Origin of the sequence: Cupriavidus malaysiensis, from assembly GCF_001854325.1 — a bacterium.
In the GTDB taxonomy this organism is placed as follows: Bacteria; Pseudomonadota; Gammaproteobacteria; order Burkholderiales; family Burkholderiaceae; genus Cupriavidus; species Cupriavidus malaysiensis.
Genome location: NZ_CP017754.1, coordinates 2,047,725 through 2,070,315, shown reverse-complemented (window position 1 = coordinate 2,070,315; position 22,591 = coordinate 2,047,725). Strand labels below are relative to the sequence as shown.

The window sequence follows — 22,591 nt, the reverse complement described above, 5'->3', positions numbered from 1 at the left end:
TTCGGGCCGGGCCATGCCGGCCCGGTGGACAGCCACCGGAACCATCCGGTGGCCTTTGAAACAGGCTCACGCCCCGCTGCCGGCCCAGACCCTTAGGAACGGCACGGAAAGGGGGCCGCGCAGGCGGCACAGTATGCGCCTGCCCGGCCGGCCTCACGCCATGCGCGGCGACGGCTGCGTGGAAAGCACGATGGCCGCGTGCGTGGGGGCCAACTGCTCGTGCTTGGCCGTCTGCGTCAGCATCGTCAGCAGCGAGGCATCGAGGATGCGGAAGCCGCACACCGACTGCTCCCCCGCCGCCAGCTTGACCAACTGGCCGGTGGAAACGCCCACCAGCGCCTCGGCAATGTCGCGCGAGATACCCAGCCGGTACATCCCCACCGCCATATTCTCCCGCAATATGCGCTGCGCCAGCACAAGATACGAAAGGTTCAGCTCCCGAATCGCGTCGAGGGCACTCTTTTCATTGTTGTCCACTTAATCCCCGCCTCTTCCTTCTTATTCCGCAATCATTCCCGGGCACTGCATTGCCGACGGTCCATTGGCCGCCGGCTAGGTCTAGATGAATCCGCATGGCTTGCGGTGCGGGCGCATTGTATAGACCTCGGCAAACGCTGCGCAATCCCCTGGCAGGACGCCATCCGCCATGCTTCCTCCTGACGAACACTTGCACCTGGCAAGTGCTAGCCGGCGCGCCATCCTGCATCTTTTCATCGATATGCACGGGTTTCTTGATCATTTCAGCCCCAAAAGCCATGCATCCAAGTAGATTTCAGCAGATCCGAGCCGATCCCTGCCCGCCGCGAGCCGAACCGACGCGCAAGGACTTCCGCCCTTCTCCCCGGACTGGGCGCAATCCGCGCCGGGGCGTGGTTTGTTGCGCATACAACTTCTTTTCCGCCACTTTTGATTCCACATACCGGAACAAAAAGAGTTCCATGAATCACAATCAGTCGATTGGTTTGTGAACAGCACCAAGTGACGCTGCAGGCATGCTATCAAAATTATCTGTTGTAGCTTTGACACAGTTGTTTCATTCACGGCGCTGACATCTTCATGTGCATGCCCTCTCCCGATGTCTCTCCCGATGTCCAGAAGCCTTGTCGGAAAGATATTCATGAATCACCAGCGCGAAAATCATGGCTGATACCGGAGCGGATATCCCAGTGGTCGGACGAGGGCTATCGGATCCCCGCGTCGCCGGACGCGTGAGACTAAGGCTGGCAGCCGCACCGCGCCCTGCCTGCCCTGCCCGCGGCAGCCGGAACACCCGCGGCGCAATGCCGGCACCCGGCCGCCCTGCCCGTCCCGCATGCGACTCGCTCGAGGCACCTGTCGCCTGGGGTAAACTGTCGCCTGTTTTGCCTTGCGTTGCGCAACTTCGCACCGGTGCATACGAGTCGCGCCCGCTTCCTTTCCAACAGCATTGGCTGCGGACCGTGGCCGGCCAGGCAGGGACCGGCTACGGCACCAGCGCGCCCGGCGGCAAGCCGGCCGCATGCTGTCGGCCCACCGCCGCCACGCAACGCAGGCACCGAAACGCATGGCGTACCGTCGCGGCGCCGGCTTGGCCACCGCCGCACCATGCCAGACAAGGAAAAGCAGGAAAAAGCCAACGTGGATCAAGCAGTCAAGAAACCGTCCAAGGACAGCCATACGCCGATGATGCAGCAGCGCGTACTCATTGGCTGGTAAGGCCTGCTGATAAAAGTTACGCCAGAAGTTACGCCAGACGCCCATCTACCTGCAGCACCCTGCCTGGCTCCGGCAGCCACCCCGATCTCGTACGCACGCGTCTATACTGTATATCCATACAGTATTCAGCAGGTGACGCATCATGGGCAATCCCAAGCTCCGCCCGGTCGACAAGTCCGACAGCGACTCGCGCGGCCCCACCATCAACCCGGAAAACGGCGTCCTGGCATACATCCCGGGCGACTACGTGCACCAGGCGCGGCAGACGCTCGGCCCTGCCGACAATGACAGCCGCACGCATGCCGAGGTGGTGATCGAGGCCGGCAACTTCGGCACCGTCCGGATCTTCTTCGAGCGGAAGCTCTCTCGCCACCACAAGAGCTACTACCACTACTGGATTGCCTACCGGGCCGAGCCGATCACCCCGGACACGGCGCACGCCGATGTCGACCACGAGTAGCGGCCGATCGCACGGCGTCCTGCCGGCCCTCGCCCAGGATGTCGCCGACATGTTGCTGCCGTCCCACCGCGACCAGCTCTTGGTCACCGAAATTCCGCTTGAAACCGCGATCGTGCCCTATCTGCATGCCCTGCGGACCGCGCTCAAGCGCGATGCCTGCTTCCAGGCCACCCACGCCCGGCATCCGACTTCGGGCCGCAACCCACGCACGTACTGTCCATCGGTGAGACCAAGCAGGAAGCGATACGGAGAGCCCGGCGCCTCCGCGGCGGATCGACTGGCATGACGCAGCCCAGGTGCTGCACGGACTATCGGGAGGTGTCATCGATGTGAACGAACTTCTCCCAGTGCCGGCCCGGTTGCTGCGCGAAGTCTTCGGCATCGAGTTGCCGGCGTCGGTCTGGAAGACCGAGACCTAGCGCGATTGCCTGGCGCAGATCGACTTAAAGAACCAGGTTAATCAATAAGCCCCCTTTGGCCAAAAGAGCACTCCAAACCGGGACCCGTCATGAGAAAAAATCACTGACTTGGTAAAAGCGACGTGACGGTAGCACTTAATCCCAGCCGATCAACCTGAGCTTGATTTACATCAATTTCATTTCCCTTAACGTCTTTAATCAAATGTTGCAGAATCTGATATCCGCGATAAGCCACGTCTGGGGCTGCGGATGGCGCTCGCCAATAGTGTTTGGTGGTTAGCTGGAAATAGAGTTGTTCCGCCGTAAGACCCGAGTCGAATCCTACGTAGACCCCGGAATCAAAGCCAGCCTCCGTAACTTGCGCAAACCACTCGTTGCAGAACCCCAAAATATCTTGCACAGGGGTGCCTTCTTTAATTCCTTCTAGATCGAGCCAAACAGTCGTACCTGTTGCCAGACCCGCCTCGCTAGCATGCAGGGCAGCGAGAGCCCCCCACTCCCTGCCCTGCGCAGGAAACGGGACGAAGTCGGAGGTTTCGGTAGCCTTGCAGCAGTGCTGGACCGCCCCTAGCCATAGGCCGGCCGCAAGGATTGCATCGGCTTCGTCCTTAATTAGATCGGTCTCTCCCAGGGAAAGTGGGTTTGGAATATAGCGAATACAGAATTTGTAACCCTTGGCAGCGTAACTTTGAGCCTGATTATAAGTCAACCTTGAGTCACTATGATCGAACCCGATGGATCCATTGGGAATAGAGATGGCTATTGTCATTGGTTAGCTCGATTATTCGTTTTTCATGAGCAATGCGAGACGACTTCGACACCGAGAATTAATAAATCATCTTGCTCAGCACAAAAATAAAGCAAAATGAAAATCCGCCAACTAATACCCCCCTCCCGGCAGCTGCCTCCAGCTCGCCCAGGAGGGGCGCATCTCTAATAACCTGTGTTCTAACTCTACGTTAGTACATCCATAGAGCCCATGCGACCCTCAGGATTTAGAACAAACTGCGCTTGAGGCAGCATTTCCCGCCGCCAGTGCGATTCCAATAGCAACGCCGGCAAGCGCACTTACACCAGGTACCAATTCAAGGATTCCTTTCAACGCCGTCAACCCCTCGCTAGCTGCCGGCCATACCTTGCAGAACTCCCCTCCCGGACCACCCGCCAACATGTGGGCATCAGTCACGTTATTCCTTATCTGCTCCGAAAGGGTAGCCAATTGTTCCTGAGTTATGACGAATTTAATATCATTTCCCATAGCCCTACTCCCTTAGAATAAATCATTAAAATTTCGTCAAGATTAACTCCACCACATCGCCACCAGACACCAACAGAACGCAAAATAGAATGATTAAAATACCGCTTGAGACACAGCCCCCGAGACTCTTCACCGAGGCCTCAGTCAGCCCCTCGCCCCTTCCGAAGATCTAGGTTCTCGCCCCAAAATATCATCGACTTATTCGATACCCAAAAATGCAACCCACGCATTAAAAATGTTCATCGAACCAGGATGATCCGTTAATTCCTTCGAATGAGATATATACCATCAACAACCAAACATCGCCCCTACTTCCGTAGGGGAAAGTTAGATTTTTCAGAAGAAGTTACGAACTCTTCATTCGACAAGAGTTGTGAACCGCTCAGTCACTACTGCTGGCAGATGGAGACTGACGCCGCCTACTTCTTGCTCGAGTCTGACCTGGTGCGCCTAGCTCTTCGCTTAAGCGTCGACAGCTTTCGCCACCTGCCACCCTGATGACATGCCCGTCGCCGGCTGTTCGACAACATGTAGGTCCGCTTTAGAGGGATTGGCCAGCCAACGCCAGTCCGTTCACGTCCATCGACGCATACATAATAAATAGCCACACACCACTCAAGACACTTGTCTATGCCACTACCCTGCTCCGCTCTTTATTGCGAAATCGAACGCATATTTCCGGAGCACCGCATCGACGAGTATTGATTGCGCTGAATCCTCCTTGGGATCCTAGGCAAATTGACCGCTGGCATGGCGAAACCTGTCGCGGTCATTTCAATAGTTGAGACTACTGGCAGGCGGCGATCGCCGCCGCCTGCTTCTCTTCGAAGGCCTTACGCTGCTCGAGCTCAACCAGCGCTGCCCGGCCCTTCGTGTACACGTCGGCGGTCGGGTCGACCAGGTCGAGCGCCCAGGCGGGGCGCTCGAGCTTCGCTACGCGGCATGGCACGGCCACCGGCACCTCTACCGGCCGCGTCTGCGTGATGGCCTGAGGGACGCTGGCGCAGCCCGCCAAACCGCAAAGCACACCGCAAAATATTCCGGGAATATTCCAGCGTCCCCTCATCGCCCGTCCCTCCGTTCGTTGATCGCCTGGGTCAGCAGCTCGTCCAGCGAGCCGCACAAGTCGTCCGGCTTTGCCGGCGGCCGACGCGCAAGGTCGGCCGCCCTCGCCTCCGCCATGCGCGCCCGCCCGGCCGCGGCGGCCACCTCCGATGCGGCATGTCGCGCCCGCTCCTCAGCCTCCCTACGCAGCGCCGCGACTGCACCGTTGGCGCGATCGACGTCCCCGGCGCACCGCTCATTGGCGCCCTGCAACTGGCCGGCCCGCTCCACCGCCGCCGCCTTGGCCTGGTTGGCGGCGCCGAGTTGCGGCCCGTACCACCCGGCCGCCGCCATCGCACCCAGCACGACACCGGCGGCGGCCACCGCGAGGTAGCCTCGCGCGCTCGTATTTCCTGCCATCACTGCACCTCCATGCATTTCGCGTGGCGCGCAAGCTGGCGCGTCCAGACGCCGTAGCAGCGCTTGTTGCCTGGCGTCGAGCAGTCATAGCCCGCCGCGTACTTGTAGCGCAGCAGCGCCCGGCACGCGCCCGCGTAGTCCCCCGCCAGCAGCAGCCGGCGCATGGACGATCCTGACCAGTTGCCGAAGCCGAACTGGCCCACGAAGTCGACGTAGAGATCGAACTCCTCCTGATAGAGCCGTACGCCTGGCAGGCTGCCTGCGAGGCGCCGCTCATCAACTGTCATCAGGTTGCGCGCCAGGATGGCCGCGCGCTCGCGCGTGATCGTGTCGCCGAGCTGGACCGGCCGGCCGTCTTCATAGCGCGTCGATCCGTGGCCGATGGTCGGAACGTCGCCTTTCGTTGGAATCACCGCGCGGTCGGTGAAGCCTTCGGATGCTGTCCAGGCCGCGAAGCCGGCGGCGGACACCGCGAGCAGCCCGGCCGCGACGCGTTGCCTATTCATGGCAGCCCCCTTCGTGCTGGCGCATGCGTGCGCGGTGCTCCTCGGCTTCGCGGCGATCCTTGCGCCGCGTGTACCAAGCATTGAGCGTGAATGTCAGCAACGCCGTGACGATGCCGAAGATGATTCCGACGTCGGTCAGCGTCAGCGACGAGACAATGGACGCTATGGCGCCGGCGTAGCTGGTGACCTCGACGGGATTGGTTTGTCGCATATGGACCCCGGAAAAGGAAAGCCCGCCGGGCGGCGGGCACGAAATTGCTGCCTGCAGGCGGCTTGCGTCTGCGGGCGGGAGGCAGCTGAGAGTCTTGGCTGACCAGACAACGGCTGCCCCCCCTTACCAAGCGCCCCCGTGGCGCTAGATGCGCTCCGCACCAGCGAAGGCCCACCGCTCGGGACTCAGCGAGAGCGACGGATCGTCCGCCGGCGGGATCTCCGCATGCGCAAGTTCTGCCTCCAGCCAGGCCAGCGCCGGTTTGTCCTGCGGCGGCACGCCGCTGAGGGTGATGTGCCAGGTGTGCATCGGCTGCTTGCCGGCAGCCTGGGCGGCCTGGCTGTGATAGCTGCTCACGGCAGCGGCGCTGTAGCCGCTATCCAGGTCGACGCTGTAGCTCGTGATGATGTGGAAGTTGGCATCCGCGCCAGTGGCGGGCGATTCGATGGCTTTCTTCAGCGGCATGTTTGCTCCTTGAAAAGAAAAAGCCCGCTCGGCGGCGGGCAAAGAAAAGGCCGCCCGAGGGCGGCCGCAAAAATGGATGGCCAGGTTAGCGAGCTGACTTCGGGTAGCTCACCTTGACGGCCCGGATGGGCTCATAGAAGGCCTCGACCTTCGGCAGTTCGCCCCGGTCCATGGCGTGCCACAGCGCGTCGAGCTGCTCCTCGATCGGCGGGTAGGCATCCTTTCGCAGCTGAGCATAGTCGGGGCGGTGGTGGATCTTCATGCGAACACCTCAAAGCTTGCATCCCTGAACGGAAATGCCTCGACGCGGACCTGGTAGGTCTTGGGATAGGCAAAGTCCAGCTCCGCCGTGTCGTCCTGACAGTCATAGCGTGTGCCATCGATGATGATGGTGCAGGGACGGGGCAGATCCCTCAGGATGGTGCCATCCAGCCTCGCGGGATTCGCCGGCCGGGCCACCACCGCCCCCTCCTGAATGTGAGACTCGTCCGGATCGTGGTGTCCCTCCACGTAGCGATGCCCCTGCGTTTCCGTGAGCATGCACACGATGGACGGCTGCAGTTGCCACTTGATCGGTGCGATGCGGCCGTGCTCGTCATAGGAGGAGTAGCTCCTCGCCAGATCCTGCTCCATGGCTTACCTCTTCAGTGCAATGATGAAGGTGTTCTCGGACTCTCCGCCGTTCATGGGGCGAACGAAATAGGAACCCGGCCCAAGCGAGGCAGCGCAGACCGCCGACTTGGGAGGCTCCAGGCCGCCCAGCGATGGTCCCCGGGTCCTGACAATGAGGCCGCCCCCCGAGTTGTACAGCCCAATCCCGCCGATCGTGCCACCGCAGCCAAAGAGCACCAGGCTGTCGTAGCTCAGCCCGAACCAGAGAGCATTGCCGGAGGTCATGGTGCCGCCTGCGTAGGCAAGCTCACTGACCGATCGGTTGACCATGTTCGGCGTGTTGACCACGTTCGCGGTCAGGCTGTTCGCCTGGATGTCACCGCGGCAGTAGAGGTTGCCGGCATTGTCGGCGCGGAAGTTGGGGAACGAGATGCCACAGTCGCCCCAGCTCGATAGCCAGATGCGCGAGTTGCCGCCAACGACATCCATGTAGGTTGAGCCCGTGCCATCTCCATAGGAGACGAAGCCAGCCCTGCCGTCGCCCCAGCCCTTCTTGTTGCTGCGGAGGAAGTTGCCTGGGCCCGCCAGATCGAGCTGCCCTGCCGAGATATAGCCGAGGTTGGCGGAAATCGCGGATAGCGAATCCGTCTTGATGCTGCCCGGCCCGATCGTCGTCGCGCCGGCGGCATCCCAGGCCGGGATAATGGTCTGGTTTGGCTGTACCTCGCCGAAGTAGGGGCGCACCATGAACAGCCACGAATCGCTCTGCCCCGGCTTGGTGCCAAACTTGCGGAAGCACACCGCTGCGCGCACGGCGCCTGCCGGCGCTCTGCCGCGCTTCCACACGCGCTTGTAGCCGCTCAGCTGCCTCCCGCCGGATCCCTCCTGGTCGTTGACCGGATCGCCGGCGATGCCCTCCCCTTCGCCCAGGAACGCGCCGCTCGCGTTGTAGAACTCCAGCCTCACATCCGACTTGCAGCGATGCACACCAAAGTAGGCGGAAACCATATAGGTCCTCCCACCCTCGATGGCGACCTGCTGATGTCGCTGCGTCGTGACCGTGTTTGCGTTCCCCTGGCCAGGGTTGTGGAACGCTGCCGTCTTGTTGGTCGTGTAGTCCAGCGCCCACGCATCCGGCGGCACTCGGAGGCTGTGGCTTCCCTGGATCGGCGTGAACTCGTCCCATCCATACCAGTCGCCCTCGAGGCCCGGGTTCACCAGCAGGTTCGATGACTGGCCCACCATCAGGTGGTCAGCGCCGATCTGGCCAGCCGCGATCTTGGCGCCAGTGATCGAACTTGCCGCGATCTTGTCTCCCGTGATCGCGCCGGCGACGATCTTGTCCGCAGACACGCTATTCACTGCCAGCTTGTCGGCCGTCACCGCGGCAGCGGTCAACTTCTGCGTCGTGATGGCGCCGTCCGCGATCAGCGTGCCATCCGACACCCGCGCCAGGCGGACCCGGGCGACACCGACCGTGCCCCTGGTGAAGCCGCCAGCGGCGTAGATATAGAGATACGCGCGCGTGGCGTCCGCCGGCACCGTCCACCGAAAGTCGTAGTCCGTCCACGCCGTCGGCAAGCCAGCAACGCCGCCAGCGATCGCCAGCACACCCGATCGGTTGTCAGAGCTGCCGTCCTTCTTGCGGTAGTGGCAGAAGACATACATGCTCGCCCCCACCGCATCCGCCGAACGCGCGAGCGCAATGCGCCCGGCATACTGCTCGCCGGGCACCACCGCCACGCCGTCCTGGTCCGCACCGGCCACGCTGTGAGGCTTGGCATGCGAGAACACCGACGTCGTGCCACCAGGCGTGCCGGACAACCGCATCACATAGGGCGTGGGCGCGTTCGCCGGCACCGATGCATCCGATGCCGCCACCACGTCGACCTGGCCCGCCCAGCGCGTCCAGTTGCGCAGGTCGCCCGTCTCGAAGTCCCCATTCGGGATCTGGTTGGAGAAGTTGCCGACCACCAGCTTGTCAGTCGTGATCGCTCCCGCGGCAATCTCCGCCGCGCCGACGGCACCGGCCGCGATCGTGCCGGCCGTGATGGCGTTGGCTGCAACCTTGCCCGCCGTGACGGCGTTCGCCGCAATCTTGCCGGTGGTGATGGCGCCGTCGACGATGCTGGTCGAGCCAACGGAGTTGTCCGGGATCTCCACGATGTCGATCTGGAACGAGTCCAGGTCGGCCACCCCATCCCCTCCCGTGTAGTTGAGATACAGGATCGGGCGCATGAAGCGGACGCTGGCGTGCGCTACAGCCGGATCATTCGCGTTCGGGCGCGGCGAAGGCGTGCCGGCCGCGGCGCTCCCCCTGAGGTAACCGACGAATTCCCGCCAACCCTCATCGACCGCAAGGCTTGCGTTCGCCGCCACGATGTAGTGCTGGGAACTGGCCGTGTCGATACCTGCACAGTTCACGCGCGTGACGCCGTTGGCAGCGACGCCGCAGAAGCCGATATAGATCCCCTTCTTGGCATTGCTCGGCTCCACGACCTGGCGCACGCGAGCCGTCAGCTTGTAGAGCTTGGCCGGATCGAACGGAATGTTTTCTTTCCATTCCATGACGACAAAACCAGTCGCGCGTAGCACGCCTGCGCCCGTGAGCGCCGTAGCATCCTCCTGCGCGACCAGGCTCCCCGCACCCGCGACCTTCGCCCATTGCTGGGCGTCAGAGCAATCGGTGGCAAACGCCTTCTGCAGCGACCAGCGATCCGAACCAAACTTCCCGATGGTCAGCGCGCCGGCGGCGATCTGCTCCGCCGCCACAGCGCCGGCCGCGATCTTGCCAGCCGTCACCGCGTTCGCCTGCAGGTTATCGGCGGACACCGAGCCCGCCGCCAGCTTCCCGGCGGTGACCGCGCCAGCCAGCAGCTTGTCCGCGCTGACCGCGCCTGCCTGCAGCTTTTCGGCGGATATGGCTCCAGCAGAGATCTGGCTCGCCCCGACGGCGCCGGCCGCGATCTTGCCGGCCACCACCGCATTCGCCGCGAGCGAATCCGCGGTCACGGCGCCCGCGGCGATCTTGCCCGCCGTGACGGCGCCCGCCGCCAGCTCGGTAGTCGTCACCGCACCGGCCGCGATCTTCCCGGCCACCACCGCGCCGGCCGCCAGCTCGCGCGCGGCCACGGCGCCCGCGTCGATCTTTCCGGCCGTGACCGCGCCGGCAGCAATCTTCTCCGCACTCACCGAGCCGGCAGCGATCTTCTCCGCTGTCACCGCACCGGCTATCAGCTTGCCCGTCGTGATGGCGCCGTCAGCGATCAGCGTGCCGTCCGACACGCGCGTCAGGCGGACCTGGGCGACGCCGATCGTGCCCTTGGTGAAGCCACCCGTGGCATAGACATACAGATACGCGCGCGTGGCGTCCGCCGGCACTGTCCACCGGAAGTCGTATTCCTTCCACGCCGTCGGGAGACCCGACACACCTCCGGCGATCGCCAGCGCGCCCGAGCCGTTGTTATGGCTGCCATCCCTCTTGCGGTAGAAGAACATGACATACATGGTCGCCCCGACCGCATCCGCCGAGCGCGCCAGCGAGACCCGCCCGGCATACTGCTCGCCAGGCACCACCGCCACGCCGTCCTGGTCCGCGCCGGCCATGCTGTAGGGCTTGGCATGCGAGAACACGGAGGTGGTACCGCCAGCCGTGGCGGACAAGCGCATCACATAGGGCGTGGGCGCGTTCGCCGGCACCGACGGATCCGACGCCGGCACCACGTCGACCGGGCCCGCCCAGCGCGTCCAGTTGCGCAGGTCGCCCGACGCAAAGTCCCCGTTCGGGATCAGGTTGGAGAAATTGCCGACCACCAGCTTGTCGGTCGTCACCGCGCCGGCGGCAATCTCCGCCGCGCCGACGGCGCCGGCCGCGATCTTGCCGGCCACCACCGCATTGGCCGCGAGCGACTCTGCGGTCACGGCGCCGGCGGCGATCTTCTCCGCAGTCACCGCGCCGGCGGCGATTTTTTCCGCGCTCACAGCACCGGCCGTGATCTTCTCCGCGCTCACAGAGGCAGCGGCGATCTTCTCCGCTGTCACGGCACCAGCACTCAGTTTGGTCGTCGTGACCGCGCCGGCGGCAATCTCCGCCGCGCCGACGGCACCGGCCGAGATCTTGCCCGCCACCACCGCGTTGGCCGCAAGCGACTCCGCGGTCACGGCGCCCGCGGCGATCTTGCCCGCCGCAACGGCGCCCGCCGCCAGCTCGGTAGTCGTCACCGCACCGGCCGCGATCTTCCCGGCCACCACCGCGCCGGCGGCTAGCTCGCGCGCGGCCACGGCGCCTGCCTCGATCTTCCCGGCCGCGACCGCACCGGCGGCAATCTTCTCCGCGCTCACCGAGCCAGCAGCGATCTTCTCTGCCGTCACCGCACCGGCCGTCAGCTTTCCCGTCGTGATGGCGCCGTCAGCGATCAGTGTGCCGTCCGACACCCGCGCCACGCGGACCTGGGCGACGCCGATCGTGCCCTTCGTGAAGCCCCCGGACGCGTAGATGTACAGATACGCGCGCGTGGCGTCCGCCGGCACCGTCCATCGGAAGTCGTATTCCGTCCAAGACGTCGGCAGACCGGCAATGCCACCGGCAATCGCCAGCGCGCCCGAGTTGTTGTTGTAGCTCCCGTCCCTCTTGCGGTAGTAGAAAAGAACACGCATGGTCGCCCCCACCGCATCGGCCGAGCGCGCCAGCGCAATGCGCCCGGCATACTGCTCGCCGGGCACCACTGCCACGCCGTCCTGTTCCGCACCGGCCACGCTGTAGGGCTTGGCATGCGAGAACACCGACGTGGTACCGCCGGCCGTGGCGGACAGCCGCATCACATAGGGCGTGGGCGCGTTCGCCGGCACCGATGCATCCGACGCCGGCACCACGTCGACCGGGCCCGCCCAGCGCGTCCAGTTCCTCAGGTCGCCCGATGCGAAGTCCCCGTTCGGGATCTGGTTGGAGAAGTTGCCCACCACCAGCTTGTCGGTCGTGACCGCGCCGGCGGCAATCTCCGCCGCGCCGACGGCTCCGGCCGAGATCTTGCCGGCCACCACCGCGTTGGCCGCAAGCGAATCTGCGGTCACCGCGCCGGCGGCGATCTTGCCCGCCGTGACGGCGCCCGCCGCCAATTCGGTAGCCGACACCGTGCCGGCGGCGATCTTCCCGGCCACCACCGAGCCGGTGGCCAGCTCGCGCGCCGTCACGGCGCCCGCGTCGATCTTTCCGGCCGTGACTGCACCGGCAGCAATCTTCTCCGCGCTCACCGAGCCGGCAGCGATCTTCTCTGCGGTCACCGCACCGGCCGTCAGCTTGCCCGTCGTGATGGCGCCGTCGACAATGCTGGTCGAGCCAACGGAGTTGTCCGGGATCTCCACGATGTCGATCTGGAACGAGTCGAGATCCGCTACCCCATCCCCTCCTGCGTAGTTGAGGTACAGGATCGGCCGCATGAAGCGGACGCTGGCGTGCGCCACAGCCGGATCATTCGCATTCGGGCGCGGCGAGGCGATGCCCGCGGCAGCGCTCCCCCTGAGGTAGCCGACAAACTCCCGCCAGCCTTCGTCGACCGCAAGGCTTGCGTTCGCCGCAACGATGTAGTGCTGCGAACTGATCGCGTTCTGACCCGCATAGTTCACGCGCGTGACGCCGTTGGCAGCGATGCCGCAGAAGCCAATGAAGATCGCCTTCTTGGCGTTGGTCGGATCCGCGGCCTGGCGCACTCGCGCCGACAGCTTGTAGAGCTTGGCCGGATCGAACGGGATGTTCTCCTTCCACTCCAGGACGACATAGCCGGCCGCGCGCAGCACGCTTGCGCCCGTGAGTGCGGTAGTGTCCGCCTGCGCGACCAGGCTTCCGTCCCCAGCGACCTTCGCCCACGGCTGGGCGTCCGAACAATCGGTGGCAAACGCCTTCTGCAATGACCAGCGGTCCGACCCAAACTTCCCGATGCTCAGCGCGCCGGCCGCGATCTGCTCCGCAGCCACGGCACCCGCCGCAATCTTGCCGGCGGTCACCGCATTCGCCTGCAGGTTCGCCGCAGAGATGGCGTCGGCCGCGACCTTGCCGGCCGTGACTGCGCCGGCGGCAAGCGCGTTGGCGGTGACCGCACCGGCGGCCAGCTTGGCGGTCGTCACCGCGCCCGCCGCCAGCTCGGTCGCGGTCATCGTTCCCGCGGCCACGTGCCGTGCCGTAATCGCGTCGGCGGCGATCTGGGCCGCCGTGACGCTTCCCGCGGCCAACTTGGGCGTCGAAATCGCACCATCGGCAATCTGCGTCGAGCCGATCGTGCCCGTGATCTTGGCGGCCGCGATGGCGTCGAGCTGGCTGTCGCTGAGCTTGCCGGTCACCTTGCCGGCCGAAATGCCGGCGAGCTGAGCGTCGGCAATGGTTCCGGCCAGGTCGGAGGTCGGAATGGAGGCCGTCCAGCCGGCGCCAGTCGAGCGGTAGAGCTTGTTGTCCGCCTTCAGCACCACCGTCGCCCCTTGCGGAAAGGCGGCGTTCGGCATCGTGGGCAGCGCCGTGACGATCACCGGCGGCCGGATGCCGCTCGCAAATTTCGTCTGGTCGATCGCACCGTCGGCGATCTGGGAGCCGGCCACCTTGCCCGCGATCTTCGCGGCATCGATCTCGGCGATCTGCGCGTCCGTCAGCTTGCCGGCGACCTTGGCCGCGTTGATCTGCGCAATCTGCGCGTCGGCCAGCTGCCCCGTCACCTCCGCCGCCGGCACCTTGCCGCTCCAGGCGTTGCCGCCCGACACATACAGGCGGCTATCCGTGGTCAGCACCACGGTCGCGCCCTTGGGAAACGCGGCGTTCGGCAGTGGCGGCAGCGTCGACACCACGACCGGCGGCCGGATGCCGCTCGCAAACTTCGCCTGGTCGATCGCGCCGTCGGCGATCTGGGCGGCGACCACCTTGCCCGAGATCTTCGCGGCGTCGATCTCGGCGATCTGCGCGTCCGTCAGCTTGCCGGCGACCTTCGCCGCATTGATCTGCGCAATCTGCGCGTCGGCCAGCTGTCCCGTCACCTCCGAGGCCGGCACCTTGCCGCTCCAGGCGTTGCCACCCGACACATACAGGCGGCTGTCCGCGGTCAGCACTACCGTCGCGCCCTTGGGGAATGCGGCGTTCGGCAGTGGCGGCAGCGCCGACACCACGACCGGCGGCCGGATGCCGCTCGCAAACTTCGCCTGGTCGATCGCGCCGTCAGCGATCTGGGCAGCGACCACCTTGCCCGAGATCTTCGCGGCGTCGATCTCGGCGATCTGCGCGTCCGTCAGCTTGCCGGCGACCTTCGCCGCATTGATCTGCGCGATCTGCGCGTCGGCCAGCTGGCCGGTCACGTCCACCGCCGGTACTTTGCCGTTCCAGGCATTGCCACCGGAGACGTACAGGCGGCTGTCCGTAGTCAGCGTTACCGTGGCACCCTTGGGAAACGCAGCGTTCGGCAATGTCGGCAGCACCGACACGACCACCGGCGGCCGGATGCCGCTCGCGAACTTCGTCTGGTCGATCGCGCCGTCGGCAATCTGAGCGGCGACCACCTTGCCCGTGATCTTCGCGGCGTCGATCTCGGCGATCTGCGCGTCCGTCAGCTTGCCGGCGACCTTCGCGGCGTTGATCTGTGCGATCTGCGCGTCGGCCAGCTGCCCGGTCACCTCCACCGCCGGCACCTTGCCGCTCCAGGCGTTGCCGCTGGACACATACAGGCGGCTGTCCGTGGTCAGCACTACCGTTGCACCCTTGGGAAACGCGGCGTTCGGCATGGCGGGCAGCGCCGTGACGATGACCGGCGGCCGGATCCCGTCGGCAAACTTGGTCTGGTCGACGGCACCGGCACCGATCTGCTCGCCCTTGAGCTGGCCGGCAATGTCCGCGGCGTCGATGTCCTTCTTCCACGCGCCCCCGACCAGGCGGTAGGTCTTGCCGTCTGTGGTATTCAGGATGACCTTCGGCCCCTTGTAGCCCGCGACCGGCGGCAGCGACGCGACCACCCCGACGGGCTCGATCCCGCTGGCGAACCGCGTGCCATCCACCGTGCCCGGCGCCAGGTCACCGCCATCGACATCCCGCTTCCAGGCGCCCCCGACAAAGCGGTAGAGCTTCCCGTCCTGCTTCAGCAGCACCACGGCCGGGCGACCACCGTAGCCGACGGGGTTCGGCAGCACGTCGACCAGGCCGATCGGCTCGATGCCCTGCGCGAACTTGCCCACATCCAGCACGCCATCCTGGATCATCTGATCGGTGATCGAGCCGGCATCCGGCGCCACGCCTACCACGTCAACGGCGATCGCCGCGGAGATCGAAAGACTGTCCTTGCCGAAATCGTCGTACCCGGCGGCGCGCACATAGTAGGTCTTACCGCCCTGCAGGGAAACGCCCGAGGCCAGCTTGGTCAGTGTGACGAAGGTATCCTGGCCGTCGTACACCTGCGTGACGGCGCTGGCGGCAAAGTCCGGCGTCTCGCCCATCCACACCACGATGCCGGCAAAGTCTCCATCATCCGGCCGCGCGCAGCGGAAATAGGCCGAACGCATCCCGCCCTCGAGCTTGATGCCGGTCAGCGGCCCGACCTGCTGGTTCGACGCCAGCAGCTGCGACCAGGGTCCGGTACGGCCGGTGCTGGCCCGCCCCCGCACCCGGAACACCACTGAGCGCCACGGGCCGCCATCGGCCCGCATGTCGGCCGCACCATAGACAAAGCGCGTCGCCTCCAGCCGGAGCGATTCCCGCCGGACCGAGACCGGCGCGCCGGCCTGCACCTGCACGTCGTAGCTGTCGGCCCCGTCCAGCGGCTCCCAGGCCAGCTTCGCGTCGCGCCCGATCCACGGCTGCTCGAAGCGCAGCCCGCGGACCGCTGGCAGCGGCGCGCCCTGCAGCACGCGCGCGTAGGCCGGCACCCGGGACAGATCCTGCGCGCCCGAGCCGTAGCGGTTGTGGCTGACGAGTTTCACCCAGACGGTTTTCCCGAGCCATTCCTTGGGGTACGGGTAGCGGAACACATTGCCGTCGAGGCGCACGAAGGGCGTGCCGGCCGCATGGGCGGTGTTGTCGGAGCCGTGCGCGCCGCGCACCAGGTAGCCCAGGTTGTAGGTATTGACGCCGGTCAGCGTGGCGTCCGCGTAGGCGAGGTACTCGCCGTCGACATAGCACAGCGTCACCAGGCTTTCCGCGTCATCTCGCGTGCCGGACAGCAGCTGCCCGCGCGAGGCGGTCATATCGACTGCGAGCAGATGGGCGCTGTCGATCACTGCGCCGGCCGGCAGCGCGGCCGCCAGCGAGCCGTGCCGCGAAGGGCACTCGATACGGCCGACCCGCTTGTAGCTGGCGTTGTCCAGCGACACCCACACGTCCGCCCCGCCCCAGTTCTCGCCGCCGGCGGTGGCCAGCCACAGCTCGGGGCGATTGTCCGTCAGCGCAAACGGCGGTTCGAACAGCACCGGCACGTTGGCATTGCCGGGCGCCACCGAGAAGTCCGGCACAAAGCCGCCAGGCGTGGCCGGCGGCACCTGCGCGACGGCGGTCGCCTTCAGGGCATAGTCTTCGGCCTCGATGTATAGGCCACCAGCATCGCTCTCCCCTTCGTCCGCCTCCTCGATGGCGGTGATCATCACCGGCACCTGGTGGAACTGGTGGCTGGGCAGGGTCAGCAGCACAATGTCCGTTGCCTCCAGCAGCACGTACTTCCATGGCAGGACGAACTTGTACGTATTGCGCACGCCGATGGAGCGCCGCACCTTGAAGTTGGCCAGGCGCTCCGCCGCCCGGCGGTCGGCGATCTCGCGCGCCTCGACCACCGGCATGGTGCGCAGGCCGCGCAGGTCGATGTCGGCCGCGTCCTTGAACTCGGCAACGTCCTCGTTGTAGTCCCGCGCGCGATCGAAGAACTTCACCTGCGCATGGTTGTGGGCTTCGGTCCCGTGCTTGCGGAACACGCGCACCGGCGGCTCCGCGCCGCTCGTGATGAAGTCGTCTTCGGTCAGCTCATACACCGGGGCGCGCGACGGCGTGTACTCGGCGCCATTGCCGGCTGCCGCCACGTCCGAGTACGGCACGATCTTGAGCCGGTTCTCGCTATAGACGGCATCCGAGAAGCCGATATCGATCAGCTGCTGCAGCATCTCCTTGGCCGGGCGCTGGTCAGTGTAGGCCGGCGACACCCAGAGGCCATTGGCGCGACAGAACGCCCAGAAGGGCGCCAGATCGCCGAGCGCGCTCGCCGGCATGCGCAAGCCATGCGTGGGGCTGGTCACCAGATCGCGGATGACCTCGCTCGGATCGCAGTCCGGCAGCGCCGCGGAGATGCGGCGCGGCGTCTCCACCTCCGCATTGTGGTTGTCCAGTTGCCCGCCGCCCCCCAAGGGGTAGGCGGCCGCCGCCAGATAGGCGATGCCGGGATAGGACAAGGCCCGCGCCGGAAACTTGCCGGCAATGTGCGGGAACGGCTTTTGCCCGTTGGCGCCGGTATAGACATCGAGGCCGAGCCGGGAGGCGTCGCTGATCTCCTTGCCCTTCCAGATGCGGCGCACACCGAGAATCTCGCCCTGGCCCATGGCCAGCAGCACGGTCGCGGTATAGGACCAGCTGGTGGTGCTCGGCGCGCTGCCACCCTTGCCGCCAGCGGCCTGCTCCTGATGGGCATGCGCCTGGAAATCCTCGTGCTGGATGACGTTGACGGCCACCCGCGGCATGCCGTACAGCAGCGGAATGGGCTTGCCGTTGCAACTCGTCTGCATGCGCAGCGAGCTGACCACCGGCGCGTTATCGCTAACCTTGGAAGAACCGAAGAGACTGGACATATCAGGCAAACAGAGTAAAAAACCCGGCACTGCGGCCGGGTTTCGCCAGATCGGCATTGCGTGTGGCATCCGCCAGCACCACCTCGCCATCCCGCAGGCTGGCATGGATGACTTCCGGCCAGTCCAGCACGATGGCGCCATGGCTGGCACATCGCCCGAAGCGGTACAAGGCAACGTCGCCGCGCTGCGGCACCTCGACGGGCGTCGCGTATTGCTCGACCCAGCCGAGGAAGCGCTCCGCATCACGGTGCAGATGCCAATCCGCGGGATAGGGCCGCGGGTCGATGCGCGGGATCAGGCCGCAGGCGTGGTACACCTCCACCAGCAGCATGGCGCAATCCGCCCCGGCCCCCTTCACGGCGCCCTGGTGGTGGTACGGCGTGCCCAGCCAGGTGCGCGCCTCGGTGGCGATCGCTTGGCGCAGATCGGCCTCCCTCACAACACCGTCTCCGGCACCGGCACATAGGGTGTGGCCTTGAACCGCGGGCGGTTGTTGTATTTGGCACCGCACGTCTCGGCGGTCTTGTCGCACCCCGGCCAGGCCATGAACGCGTCGCCCGGCCGCGGATCGAAGACAAGCGGCATGGAGAACTCCAGCGCCCCGTTCACCGCCTCGGAGCGGACGACGCTGCGGCGCACGCCCGAGTTGGGGCCGCTGGTGAAGACCAGGTAGCCGCGGGAGAACCATTCGGCCGGCCTGTTCAGCGTGGTGTGGATCCGGGCGCGGTTCCCGCCGGTCACGGCTGCGTCGACCCGGTAGGCGGCCTTGTTCACGCCGCAGCCCGCGTCGAAGAGATCGCGCACGCAGCCTGGCCCGAACAGCTCGCGCGGCAGCATCTGCCCGAAGCGCGCGCTGTCGCTCTCCACCGCCAGCTGGATCGCCAGGTCATCGCCGCTCGCCTCCTGCACGGTGCCGCGAAACCACTCCAGCGCATGGGCCGGCGCGCCCCAGTCGGCGAGGAACGCCTTTTCGATCACCACCTCTGCCTCATCGAGCGCCCCGGAGCGCAGGGCCGTCAGCCAGGACACGCCACCGATGGTGTGCTCCGGCTTGACCAGCACGGTCAACCGTTGCTCGTCCGGATCCAGGCCGCGCGACTGGCGCATCCTGGCGCCGTGGATCTCGGGCCCGTCATGCACGAAGTTCCGCCCGCCAGCCGAGATGGCGACGTCCGCGTTCGTGTAGCGGTACTCGGCGAAGCTCGGCAGACGGATGGTGTACAGGTCGCAGCGCGCAACCTGGCCGCTGTTGAGCAGGGCTTGCAAGGCTTGCGTGGCTTGTCTCATAGCTTGACCCCCAGGCTGCCCCGGAACTCGATCCGAGGCGCCTTGTACAGATTGCGTGCGATCCGGTCGAACGACACGTCGTCCGACTCGAAGCGGCACCGAAAGAAGAAGGTTCCCGTCCAGCGCAAAGGCACGCCGTTGGCAGGCGGCTGCGCAAACAGCACCACGCCGGTCGGGCTGATGGTGTAGGCGCTGGCCGGCAGCAGCAGCTCCCCGCGGCGCATGCCCTGGATCTGCTCGACGTTCTGCACGGGCTCCATGAATTCCCCGTAGCTGCGCGCCAGTTGGAACTGGGTGCGGGCGCCGTCTCCATAGCCAAAGAGCTGGTCCGCGGCGGCGCGGTCGTGCGCGCAGCGGTACAGCCAGCTGTCGAAGCTGCCGCGCCTGGCCAGGTAGAAGCCCTCCAGCGTGCGCAGCTCGGCGCGCCCGTTGGACTCGCGCAGGAACTCGAAGCCCAGGCTGAAGCGATAGATGGGATTGGCCATGCGCGAGGCGCGGAATTCGCGCCCGCTCGCCGCCTCGAGCACCTGCGTCTTGAAGCGCGGCGCGCGCGGCCGGTCCGGACGGATCCCGGCCAGCTCGGGGAAGATGGCATTGCTCATCCGAGTTTCCGTTTGTGGTCCTTGAGATAGGCGATGAACTTGTGCCCATGGGCCTCCAGCACGCGATCGACGCCGCGCGCATCCATCGCCTGGATGACCGGGTTGAACTGGAACACCTCCGAGCCATCGCCGCCGGCGGCGCCCTCCCCCTGCTGCCCCGCCATCTGCCGGATCACGTTGGCATAGCGCGCCGGCAGCACCATTTCCTCCTCGTGCAGTTGCGTGAGCGGGTTGATGCCTGCGGGAATGTCGAAGCCGCCCCGCGCCGAGCGCATCGAGCTACCCAGGCCCATGACCAGGGCGAGCGTCGCGACCATCGCCGCGGCGGCCAGGGCGGGCCCGACGAAGGGGATGGGGGCCTGCGACGCCGCCGCGCCGGATGCCGCCACCACAGCGTTGTTCGCCACCATCGCGGTCGATGCGCCGAAGGAGATCCCCGTCTTCGCGCCCGCGGCCACCGCTTCCATGCTCGTCTCCGCCGCAGTGGTGCTCTGCGTTGCCAGCAGCCGCTGCCCCAACTGGGCGATGTAGCGGGCGGTCGGCTTCACCGCCACCTCCTGAACGAAGGTCGAGCCGACGCTCGCAAACAGCCCGGCCATGCTCTGGCGCCACGACTGCGCCCGGTTCAGCATGCCGTCGGCCGCCTGGCTGAACGCGGATTCGAAGGAATCGAAGGTGTTCTTGATGGGCGACGTCTCATGCAGCGAAAGCTCGGCGCCCAGCTTGCTCCGGGCCAACTGGAAATTGCGTTCCAGATCCAGCAGTTGGTTCAGCACCTGCTGGTACGCCACCGGGTCGCGCTCCGGATCGATCGTTTCCCGGCTGCGCTCCAGGGCCTGGCGCTTGATCTCGTGCAGGCGCGCCTGGAAATCCACTTCCAGCGTGAGCAGCTGCGCGCGGTTCACCAGGCCCATGTCATAGGCAACCTGGGCTTGCTGCTGCTCGAGCGCAATGGCCTGGGTCGCCGCGCTGCGCTGTTCGGCCAAGGCCAGGTCTTCCAGCTTGCGGCGCTGGTCCAGCGCCTGGCGCTGCACCGCCTGCAGATCGCGCTGCGCATCCGCATACTGCTTCGAATCCGCGCCATAGGCCTTGCGGATCCGTTCGGCGATGTCCTCCGCGATCGCGAGCTGCGCCACGTGATTGCGCTCCATCTCGGCCATCTGGTTCTTCTGCGCCGCGATGGAGGCCGCGAAAGCTTCGCCGTTGAGGGACTGCAGCGCGGCCAGATACCGCTTCTCGACCGCGAACCGTTCTTCGGCGGACATCTGCGTGCCATCCAGCTTGGCCTTCCAGAAATCACGCTCGCGCTCCCGGCTGAACGCCACGAAGGTGCCCTGCTCCGCCGTGAGCTTCTGGTGGGCGAGCTTCATCTGGTCCAGCTCGTTGTCCCAGGCGCTCATGCGAGATTTGGCCCCCGCTGTGCCGCCGCCGGACTGGCGGATCTCGTCCATGTCGACCGGCACTTTCGGCTTGGGAACGCCGGCCGGCCCGCTGGTGCCAGTCCAGACCTTCTTGGCGTAGGTCTCGAACTCGATCCCAGCCTTCCTGGCGTCCTCCGTCATCGTTCCGAGGATGGCACGTGCTTGGCTGAATTCCCCGCTCGCGGCCGCAACGGAGGCTGCGGCGACTCTGGTGATGATGATTCCTGTCGTCTTCAGCGTCGCGCCAACCAGAGCACCGGTGATGATCAGCCCCTTCAGCGCGCCATCCACTGCCATCACAGAAGCCTCGAGCATGCTGCCCTTGGCCGAGGTATCGCCCAGTCCGTCGGCCGCCGCGCTCAACGTAGGAATCAGCTTGGCCGCGAACTGCCGCCAGATACCCTCCGACACAGAGCGCATCCGTTCGAGCTTGTCATTCAGCTCGCCTGCCGCCGCCGCGGTTTCGTCGCTGATCTCCAGGCCCAGTGCGCGCGCCTCCTCACGCAGGCGCTCGATGCCCTTCCGTCCCATATTCAGGAAGGGCAGGATGCTGGCCCCGGACTTGCCAAAGACCTCCATGGCCAGGGCGCTCTTCTGCGCGCCCTCCGGCATCTGCGAGAAGCGGTCGGCCAGGTCCAGCAGGGTTTCATCGCTGGCGCGCAGCTTGCCGTCGGCGTCCTTGATCTCGACGCCGAGTGCGCGGAAAGTGGCGGCGGTCCGCTTGTTGCCCATGTCGGCATCGAACATGCTCTTGGCGAGCTTGCCCATCGCCCCGGACAGCCCGTCCATGTCCACCGCAGCGCTCTTTGCCGCGTACACCATCGTGGACATCGACTGCGCCGAAATCGACGCGCGCTGCGCGCTCTTGTCCAGCGCGTCGGCCAGGTCGATCTGCTCGCGGATCCGATTGGCGAAGCCTGCTGCCAGCAAGCCCGCGCTCAGACCGGCGATTGCCAGCTTCATGCTGTTCGATGCGGCGGTGATCGTCTGGTCTGCCAGCGCGCCACGCAGGCCGCGCTTGCCCGGCGCATCGGCCATGGCGTCCCACGCCGTGAGAGAGCGCGCCTGCGACATCAGGTTGCGCATGGCGCCCGCGGCCGCCCGGTTGCCGTCCTCGGCGGCCTCGGCCAGCGAGTGGTACTTCTTCTCGATGCGATCCAGCTCGGCCACGACCTCCTTCGACGGGACCTTGCCCATCGCGGTGTACATGGTCTCCAGCTCGCGCCGGTGGCGCGCCCACTGGCCGGCGGCGGTATTGGCGGCGGCGCCGAGATTGTTCACCGCCGTGCGCGCACCCTCGCCGCCGCGCTTGACGCCGGTCAGGGAGTCCACGACGCCTCGCATGACGGTGGCGAAGCCCGCGTCATTGGCGCGGATCGCCCAATCGATCGTCCTGGTGTTCATGT

At 65.9% G+C, this 22,591-nt stretch carries 17 protein-coding genes; 2 read left to right on the top strand and 15 right to left on the bottom strand.

Annotation, left to right across the window (positions count from 1 at the left end; translation table 11 throughout):
• Window positions 1-153: 153 nt before the first annotated feature.
• Window positions 154-477: a flagellar transcriptional regulator FlhD gene (gene flhD / locus BKK80_RS09150; RefSeq protein ID WP_071012168.1), complete on the bottom strand. Its 324-nt coding sequence runs from the start codon at window positions 475-477 to the stop codon at window positions 154-156.
• Between the two features lie 1,360 nt (window positions 478-1,837).
• Between flhD and BKK80_RS09145 the strand changes: the two genes are divergently transcribed.
• Together BKK80_RS09145 and BKK80_RS36325 are read left to right on the top strand one after the other, a co-directional pair.
• Window positions 1,838-2,155: a hypothetical protein gene (locus BKK80_RS09145; RefSeq protein ID WP_071069169.1), complete on the top strand. Its 318-nt coding sequence runs from the start codon at window positions 1,838-1,840 to the stop codon at window positions 2,153-2,155.
• Window positions 2,139-2,441, top strand: coding sequence for a hypothetical protein (locus BKK80_RS36325; protein ID WP_157903191.1), 303 nt, complete (start codon window positions 2,139-2,141; stop codon window positions 2,439-2,441). Before BKK80_RS09145 ends, BKK80_RS36325 begins: the two co-directional genes overlap by 17 nt.
• A 233-nt stretch (window positions 2,442-2,674) precedes the next feature.
• On the opposite strand, the gene BKK80_RS35430 is transcribed toward BKK80_RS36325, so the two are convergent.
• From BKK80_RS35430 to BKK80_RS09090, 14 genes are all read right to left on the bottom strand, one after another.
• Entirely contained in the window at window positions 2,675-3,343 is a 669-nt protein-coding gene (locus BKK80_RS35430; protein ID WP_084545530.1) for a glycoside hydrolase domain-containing protein, read from the bottom strand.
• Between the two features lie 219 nt (window positions 3,344-3,562).
• On the bottom strand, window positions 3,563-3,832 hold the full coding sequence (locus BKK80_RS36320) for a hypothetical protein (RefSeq protein WP_157903190.1): 270 nt from the start codon (window positions 3,830-3,832) through the stop codon (window positions 3,563-3,565).
• Between the two features lie 787 nt (window positions 3,833-4,619).
• Entirely contained in the window at window positions 4,620-4,781 is a 162-nt protein-coding gene (locus BKK80_RS09140) for a hypothetical protein (RefSeq protein WP_157903189.1), read from the bottom strand.
• Window positions 4,782-4,894: 113 nt separating this feature from the next.
• The gene (locus BKK80_RS09135) at window positions 4,895-5,296 is read right to left on the bottom strand and encodes a hypothetical protein (protein ID WP_071069165.1); all 402 of its coding nucleotides are present in this window, start codon (window positions 5,294-5,296) and stop codon (window positions 4,895-4,897) included.
• A complete protein-coding gene (locus tag BKK80_RS09130; RefSeq protein ID WP_071069163.1) occupies window positions 5,296-5,802 on the bottom strand; it encodes a glycoside hydrolase family protein in 507 nt (168 codons plus the stop codon). Before BKK80_RS09130 ends, BKK80_RS09135 begins: the two co-directional genes overlap by 1 nt.
• Complete coding sequence (locus tag BKK80_RS09125) at window positions 5,795-6,013, bottom strand: HP1 family phage holin (RefSeq protein WP_071069160.1); 219 nt, start codon at window positions 6,011-6,013, stop codon at window positions 5,795-5,797. Before BKK80_RS09125 ends, BKK80_RS09130 begins: the two co-directional genes overlap by 8 nt.
• 144 nt (window positions 6,014-6,157) lie before the next feature.
• A complete protein-coding gene (locus tag BKK80_RS09120) occupies window positions 6,158-6,478 on the bottom strand; it encodes a hypothetical protein (protein ID WP_071069158.1) in 321 nt (106 codons plus the stop codon).
• An 85-nt stretch (window positions 6,479-6,563) separates the two neighbouring features.
• Entirely contained in the window at window positions 6,564-6,740 is a 177-nt protein-coding gene (locus tag BKK80_RS37060; protein WP_167366670.1) for a hypothetical protein, read from the bottom strand.
• Complete coding sequence (locus BKK80_RS09115; protein WP_071069156.1) at window positions 6,737-7,111, bottom strand: hypothetical protein; 375 nt, start codon at window positions 7,109-7,111, stop codon at window positions 6,737-6,739. Before BKK80_RS09115 ends, BKK80_RS37060 begins: the two co-directional genes overlap by 4 nt.
• Window positions 7,112-7,114: 3 nt before the next feature.
• Window positions 7,115-17,875 carry a phage tail protein gene (locus BKK80_RS09110; protein WP_071069154.1) on the bottom strand — a complete coding sequence of 3,587 codons (10,761 nt, stop codon included), beginning with the start codon at window positions 17,873-17,875 and terminating at the stop codon, window positions 7,115-7,117.
• Between the two features lies 1 nt (window position 17,876).
• Window positions 17,877-18,314, bottom strand: coding sequence for an NlpC/P60 family protein (locus tag BKK80_RS09105; RefSeq protein WP_071069152.1), 438 nt, complete (start codon window positions 18,312-18,314; stop codon window positions 17,877-17,879).
• Window positions 18,311-19,141: a DUF2163 domain-containing protein gene (locus BKK80_RS09100; RefSeq protein WP_071069150.1), complete on the bottom strand. Its 831-nt coding sequence runs from the start codon at window positions 19,139-19,141 to the stop codon at window positions 18,311-18,313. The genes BKK80_RS09105 and BKK80_RS09100 overlap by 4 nt, the downstream gene beginning before the upstream one ends.
• 17 nt (window positions 19,142-19,158) lie before the next feature.
• Entirely contained in the window at window positions 19,159-19,764 is a 606-nt protein-coding gene (locus tag BKK80_RS09095) for a DUF2460 domain-containing protein (protein ID WP_071069148.1), read from the bottom strand.
• Window positions 19,761-22,589, bottom strand: coding sequence for a phage tail tape measure protein (locus BKK80_RS09090; protein ID WP_071069146.1), 2,829 nt, complete (start codon window positions 22,587-22,589; stop codon window positions 19,761-19,763). The genes BKK80_RS09095 and BKK80_RS09090 overlap by 4 nt, the downstream gene beginning before the upstream one ends.
• Between the last annotated feature and the right edge of the window lie 2 nt (window positions 22,590-22,591).